This is a genomic window from Oleiphilus sp. HI0080, from assembly GCF_001635135.1.
Genome location: NZ_LWFU01000431.1, coordinates 1 through 7,182 on the forward strand (window position 1 = coordinate 1; position 7,182 = coordinate 7,182).

General features: G+C 49.0%; 5 protein-coding genes. 1 reads left to right on the forward strand and 4 read right to left on the reverse strand.

Annotation, left to right across the window (positions count from 1 at the left end; all coding sequences use genetic code 11):
- Nucleotides 1–1,895, reverse strand: a 1,895-nt coding sequence (locus tag A3751_RS08280; RefSeq protein ID WP_197466238.1) for a diguanylate cyclase domain-containing protein, incomplete at its 3' end; no start/stop codon positions are given.
- A 437-nt stretch (nucleotides 1,896–2,332) separates the two neighbouring features.
- On the opposite strand from A3751_RS08280, the gene A3751_RS08285 reads away from it, so the two are divergent.
- Nucleotides 2,333–3,409 carry an AraC family transcriptional regulator gene (locus A3751_RS08285; RefSeq protein ID WP_068454282.1) on the forward strand — a complete coding sequence of 359 codons (1,077 nt, stop codon included), beginning with the start codon at nucleotides 2,333–2,335 and terminating at the stop codon, nucleotides 3,407–3,409.
- Between the two features lie 36 nt (nucleotides 3,410–3,445).
- Here A3751_RS08285 and lnt read toward each other — a convergent pair whose 3' ends face one another.
- The 3 genes from lnt to A3751_RS08300 all read right to left on the reverse strand — a co-directional run.
- Nucleotides 3,446–5,011, reverse strand: coding sequence for an apolipoprotein N-acyltransferase (gene lnt, locus A3751_RS08290; protein WP_068454285.1), 1,566 nt, complete (start codon nucleotides 5,009–5,011; stop codon nucleotides 3,446–3,448).
- Nucleotides 5,012–5,133: 122 nt separating this feature from the next.
- Nucleotides 5,134–5,880 (reverse strand): hypothetical protein, encoded by a 747-nt coding sequence (locus A3751_RS08295; protein WP_068454288.1) that lies wholly within the window; start codon nucleotides 5,878–5,880, stop codon nucleotides 5,134–5,136.
- A 106-nt stretch (nucleotides 5,881–5,986) separates the two neighbouring features.
- A partial coding sequence (locus A3751_RS08300) for a pectin acetylesterase-family hydrolase (RefSeq protein WP_068454291.1) occupies nucleotides 5,987–7,182 on the reverse strand: 1,196 nt, incomplete at its 5' end.

The window sequence follows — 7,182 nt, forward strand, 5'->3', positions numbered from 1 at the left end:
ATTGCGTTGTCGATATTCTCCAGAACAGTGCCTTCTGTTATTTCTAATGTGAGGCGACTTGGCGGCACATTAAACCCAGAGATAATGTCCAACAGCGCAGTTTCAAAATCGTCTTTGGAGAACTGGCAGGCACTGATATTAACCGCAACTCGAAAATCTGGCGCCAGCTTTTTTGACGCTTCAAGCACACGAATAAGACCACACACATGACGCAGCACCAGCTCCTGAAGCTCAGGAATAATGCCCAATTGCTCGGCAAGGGGAATAAACTCCAACGGAGATACAAAGCCCCGCTCAGGGTGCTGCCAACGCATCAGCGCTTCGAACCCAACAACACGTCCTACACCATTCACTTGTGGCTGATAGAAAACACTGATCTCGTGGTTCTCTAGCGCACGTTCAAGATCGTATTCCATGTGAATACGTTCTACCTGCGCCTCCTGAACCGATGAGTCGAAGAACACAACGCGCTCGCCGAGCTCTTTGGCTCGGTACATCGCAGACTCGGCTTGGTTAATGAGCTTTTCGGGCGCGATGTGCTCATGACCAAAGAGGCTAATCCCGATACGTGCAGTTACCCGAAACCAGTTATCCGCGACCTTAAAGCGCTCATCAAAGACACTGAGTACTTTGGCTGCGGCAGTCGTAACCGAGTTAGAGAAGGCTTTAAGATTAGGGCTCATTTGGTCCAGCAAGATGACAAAGTCATCACCACCCACGCGAGCCAGTGAATCACGTAAATCCAACTCATCGGCAATGCGTTTGGCGACTTCGACAATCATGAGATCTCCGCCAGAGGCGCCCACGGTGTCGTTAATCCGTTTAAAATCATTCAAATCCAAATAAAGAATACCGCCATTTAAGCCACGGTCGCTGGCTTTTCGAACTTGTAAAGCAAGACGCTCTTTTAAGAGACGACGGTTAGGGAGGCTTGTAACGGCATCGTAAAAGGATAATTTTCGAATCGTGTCATCGGCGCGCTTACGCTCGGTCACGTCGGTTGCTACCCAAATCACGTGCCCACGCTCGGGATAATCCGGGTTGTAGTGAGGAATCGGCGAGATACGTGCTTCGAAGCTTCTGGGGCCCTCCTGCACATCTAAGTCATATTCGAACACAGTCCGCGTTTTCTCAACGAGGCATTGGCGAATGACGTTCATCATCGACATGCTTTTTGCCGGCGGCATGACATCCGATAGGTTACGCCCCTTCAGCAAACTAGAAGGGAGTATGAGGGAATCAGGCTGCGAGCCATAAATATCGGCGTAATTGCCGTCTTCATCAAAGATCAAGACAAGATCAGGCATCGCTTGGGCGAAGCTCTCAAAGCGGTGGCTATTGTGCTTCAATGCCTGATGCAGCGCCTTGGATTTACTCTCGTTAACATCACGTTCCATCACGAGACTTGCCAGATTACAAAACCGCTTTACTAATCGAATCGATTCTTTATCCACATCCCGTTCATGGCCAAAGTACAGAGCAAAGGTCCCCAGAACATCGCCATAACTTGCAATAATGGGCACAGACCAACAAGCGCGCAGGCCAGCCTTCAAGGCTAGCTCTTTGTAATCCGTCCAAAGGGGGTCGGTCGAAATACTGGAGACATAAACACTTTTCTTTTTGAATGCGGCTGTGCCACACGAACCAACATTCGGCCCGATTTTTACGCCCTCAATGGCGGCACAGTAATCTGCGTCTAAAGAGGGCGCAGCACCGCTCTTCAGACAGGAACCTTCAAGGATCAAAATGGAACAAAACACATCCGGCAATGCAATCAGATACTCTATCTCTGAGGCGATGCGCTCCAAGCACTCTTTTTGAGAAGTGCCTAAAGCGATCTGAGAAATCAGGGTTTGCTGAACGTCTAGTAGGCGTTCTGCTTGAACTTCATTCATATCAAACATCAACTACATGGTTATCTGAGGATCAAAGTAGTCGATATCACATATTTTTCGAGTTTCTGTACAAAATTCATACGCACATAAATGATCTGTATCTAGCCAGGGTGGCATTCTGTTCGATTCCATCAAAATTCGACGATTGGCGTTTTAACAAGAAAGGACCTAAAATTTAGCGCTCCTAAGCCGCATGAAGTTCCGACAGCTTGTTGTAGGAAGCACAAAAATAAGAACGCTTTAGCAAACAAGACGCAGCACTGAAAGCATCGCCCAAGATACTGATATTAGACTCTCAGGGCCTACTCAGTTTGATCTAACAGCGATGGAAGACATTAAGAGAGTGCCGGTCATCATCGCTTTATCGCTTTCCAGACAACGGTACTTGGTTGCTTGAAGGGCGACGTTTGCGCGCGACATTTAGGGAGGGACATGAAATGGGCATCACTGCAAACTTGCACTATGACCCGGATGACAAGGTAGTCAGCACATTATATCTGAAACTTTTAATCCGTCTGATCAAGCAACACTATCCAGATTCCTGTGCAAGCAAGGCTGACACTTGCCCAGCGACGAGACATCCGATTGAGCAAGACGCACGCATCAGCTTTCGAACGCTTGCAGCAGAATTTTTAACACGACTAAAGCCACAGAATGCGGGTATTGGATTCTGTTATGGAGAGAAACTAAGCCTGATTGCAGCCGATGCGCTTGGGCAATTGGTGATGTCGAGCGCAACGCTCCAAGAAGCCGTTACGCATTTAAAGCAATTCCGTTTACTGCTGGGCATCCCCTTTGATTTTGAACTTGAAATGCCAGCCTCGGTCGCGAACGCATCCGTCTCCGCTAACTTTTATGCTCTGTATTGCGCACGATACCCTGCCCCACTCAACTGGTTTATTAGCGAGGCACTATTCAGTGCCTTGCAACAACAGGCCTGCTGGATAACTGGTCGAGAGCTCTCTTATTCACGGCTTCATTTTCCCTACCCGAGACCCGCACATTACGAGCTATACGAAAAACAGTTTGGCTGTCCTTGTGTCTTTGGTGCGGAAAAACACAGCGCCGAGTTCGACGCAGAAATACTTTCGCTACCTATTGTAACTGCGAACGAAGACTTAAAAGCGCATAAACTGCAAGTCTGCGAGCACGCGTTGATGTCGATTGAGAAACGCTTTAATCCGGTCCAGCGCCTGCAAGCACTCTTTAAAAGGCGATTTCCAGCGCTGCCTTGTATTGACGAAGCCGCAGAAGAGCTCGGCATGTCGAAAAGCGCCTTGCACAGAAAGCTGCAGGAAGAGAAAACCAGCTACCAATGCCTGCTCAATGAGTTCAAACGTAAAAAATCAGAGTATTTTCTCAAGCACACCAATTTTACGATTAGCGAGATAGCCGAGCAGATTGGCTTTAGTGACAGTTCTACATTTCGACGTGCATTTAAAACGTGGACAGGTTTGCAGCCTTCGCAAGTACGAACAGAAGATAAACATACCAGCCCGCTTGAAGCCCATTGAGCATATTCTCTTCCAGTGCGGATTTGGTATCGCCAATCACGCGATGGAGACGCGTTCATTCCAAGCATTCGTCAGCCGAAGCTTCCGAACAAGCACGACATTGAAGAACGTTAAGAGTAATACCAGTAATGTTGGCCAATTACCAAACAAGGTATAGGGCGTCATCTCAGATCGCCATTCAACCGACGTTCTGCGCACCCCTTCTTCGCCAAGTGGAATCGAATTCACGATGCGCCCGCTTGGGTTAATAACTGCACTAATGCCCCCATTCGTCGCGCGCACGAACCAGCGGCGATGTTCAATGGCACGAAGTCTTGCCATTGCGAGGTGGATGTAGGGCTCCTTGCTTGCGCCAAACCAACTGTCGTTGGCGACGGAGACCAATAGCTCTGACTGATTTTGCAAGACCATTTCTCTGACGAGATCAGGCATAACAGCCTCGTAGCAAATAGGTGTACTGATGCCATGCTCTTCAAGTTTAAGTGCTGCAAGCGATTGTCCGGCAAGGAAGCGTTGGTGTTCAGGAAAGAGCATTCGAACCATACCTTCATGCTCTGCCAGCACCGACTCAAATGGAAGATACTCTGAAAACGGGATGAGTTTGTTTTTACTGTACACACCCGTCACCCTACGCTGCTTATCTACAAGAAACACCGAGTTCGAAGACCGTGGCACACCATCTAACTGAACATGGTATGTTGCGCCAAACAGAATAGGGGTGGAGAGTTCTTGCTGGATTAACTGGCCATCCAACGGCAGCTCGCCCCGAATACCATTGCCATAAGCAGCTTCAGGCCAAACTATTAGATCAACGGGGCCCTGCTCCAAAAGACGGCGACTCAGATCAAGATGATGTGCATGGGATTTGGCTCTCTGCTCGTCTTGGGATATGCCGTAAAGATCACTTTGCACCATTCCAATGACGAACGCGCTGGAATGCGCGAGGCGCTCTCCTACTTTGGGCTGGCTCGTGATGATGTGATGCACACCGTAATAGTGGAGAAAACTAATCGCTAAGGCGGCTAGAACCAAATAGCTTCCTGAGCGCATACGCAATTTTTGAAAGCTTAACAGCGCAGCCGCCAAAGAGGCATTGGTTAACATCGCGATCGCCGTGAGTAGATAAACCCCGCCAACTTCCGCAGCCTGCGGAAAATATAACGAATGAATGAGCGAAGCGCCCAAATAGAAGGGAAACAAATTGAGCTGCAAGCTTTCAACAGCGAGTATCGCGAACATCGCGGCCAGAGGAATCACCACTCCGATTTTGCGTAGGATGGCGTAAAAAACCCCAAAGGCCATAAAATGCAGAGCAAGGAAGACACCATAGCCACTCCAAAGCCCCATACTGGCTGCCACTCCTCCGCTGACAAACCCGTCGGTCAAGGCAAGAAGCCAAGAATAGCCAACCAAATAGATCATCACACCACAAGCAAAGCCTAGCCCTGCCGCTGTGCGAATTCGCTGAGAGCGCTCAATGGAAAGAATCAGCGGTACGAAGCAGACAAACGCCAACGGCCAGTAGCCAAAACCGACATTCGCGAAGGCATAGAGCGCACCGGATGCAAGTGCACTCACTACCGTGAACAAGCGACTGTTCATTTCATACCTGCGTTAACAACTCATACTCAATTGTTCTGCTTATTTTTATTCTAGCTAGGTTAGTGACCCATATAAGTTACCTTAATTGTAGCTGCTGTCGAGAATGGTACGAGCGATCTTCATTAAATTTTTCCGAGCGCCCGATTCGCCTCTGCCGCTTGTGCCTCAAGTTTTGCTCGATAGGCATCCTTATCGGCCATCCATTCAGCTCTTTCGCTTAAAAACTGTTGCCGCTGCTCCAGCGCTTGCGTTAATTTCGATGGCATTTCTTGTAACTTCGACAGGTGCAGAGTGCGCGCTAGAGCCTGGCCCGAGTAATCTTCATCCGGGATGACATGCCCGTATCGATTGATAATCTCGGTCAGCGCAATCACATAATCCTCCGACAGCTTGGTTTGATAGCTGTAGTAGTCGCGAATCTCTTGCTCGGTAGCACGACGCGCCATCATTTTGGTCTCAATTACTTTCAAAGCTTCACGCTTGGCTTCTCGTTCCGCAAGCACCGTTTCATCGGTCGTTGGAGCAGACATCATCCAGAACAAGTTGTTGGGAATGGCATCGCGTATTTCATCAAGATCAACCTTTGCCCACGCTTCGGCTTTCGCGTCGTAGGCGTTTGCTGGGTCTACTTCTTGCTCGGGCAGTTCAACCTCGCCTTTTAGCACGTCCTCTGTCGTGAGGAATTTCGGATAATCGCCTTTAAGCCCCGAAACATGCGCAACCTGATCGTCAACTTGACCATGCTCCGGCGCCAACTCAGTCACTGGCAAAAAGCTTGGGTCTTTCTCCTGAAACTGCTCCATCAAAACAAATGTTGCAGAAGCGATAAACGCGCTGGCTAGAAAGGTCACTTTTCTATTTATTTTCATCTCATCACCTAGATATATACGGTTTACTTATCGATCTACTTAGTGGACGCCCTCCCCTGCATTGCACAGGAAAGGGCGCGTTACTTAGAAAGAAACGAAATAGATGCTAGATCGCATCGTTAATTAACGGACAGTAGATGCCGCAACCCGGATCTTCCTGATTGTAGGCATTGTAGGGTTCGATCAAGCGCCAGGTCGCACCCGCAACGAACGCATCCAGGAATGCAGCCATGCCATACATCGTGCCCGGACACTTCCAAGTTTGACCGATGGGCCATTCATACCAACGTTTCTTACGAATACTTGGACAGGCATGACTTCCCAAAAACGTCACGATGGTTGAGCAGTGGCTGTCATTGATTGGCCGATTCCAAGGGATGATGTAGCCAAAATTAGGCCGCGAGTTCATCAAAGAAACGAGGTTCGCCTGATCTTCACGCCACTTATTGAGAATCGAGTTTTGATCCATATTCGGGAAAAAGCGCTCATAAGAGAAACGCGAGAAGTTGTAGTCGGTGCTAAAGCCCGTGTAAGCAAATGAATCCTGAGGATATAAATCCGCAGCCGCCGTGTTGGCTGTACCCATGTCACTTGCATCGAAGGAGGCGGGCATGTTCACCAAAACGCTATCCAAGTCCCAAGCAGCCTTAATGGTCTCGTGCAGCTGCTTAGAGTTGTAACTGCCATCTGGCGCTGGGAATAACGGACCCGAGTCATTCAGCATGTAGCCTTTGGTGAAGTCCAGACGCTGACGCACTTCATGGTAAAGAGCAGACGAAGCAACGCCGCCCGCACTAAAGCCGGTAATCATGACTTTGTTCAACGTACCAAGGCGCTGGTCGAGGAAATCAAGCGCGGCGGTTGAGTTCGCAAAGCCGTTATGATGATAGGTAATCGGAGGATTAGCACCCGATGGATCAGCATAAACCTGAACGTTATTGCCCACATGCACATCACCTGTGCAATAAGGCATATAAGCGGCGTCCCAGCCGTTTGTTGCCAGATTTTCTTTGCTACGGAACGGCAGACCCGGATCATTACCGTTCATGATGGGTGACACAAACTTGCCCTGATTCTCGTAGATATATCCATCAGCGAGTCCATTTGGATTGGACGCGCCCAGCAAGCCTAAAGCACCTGAGCAGCTTTCATAATCCCAACAGGCGCCGCCACCTTCATAAGAAATGACGAGATTGTCAGAGTTCGGGTTGTCATAAACCCAGAATTTGTATTGCGATCCATCGCTACACTTTGTACCCGGAAGTTCTACTTGTTCCCATGCGAAGTTATTTCCGCCATCCA

Bases quoted from the DNA above. Each gene is read 5' to 3' on its own strand.
- A3751_RS08285 (WP_068454282.1), top strand. From the start codon at position 2,333: ATGGGCATCACTGCAAACTTGCACTATGACCCGGATGACAAGGTAGTC.
- lnt (WP_068454285.1), bottom strand. From the start codon at position 5,011: ATGAACAGTCGCTTGTTCACGGTAGTGAGTGCACTTGCATCCGGTGCG.
- A3751_RS08295 (WP_068454288.1), bottom strand. From the start codon at position 5,880: ATGAAAATAAATAGAAAAGTGACCTTTCTAGCCAGCGCGTTTATCGCT.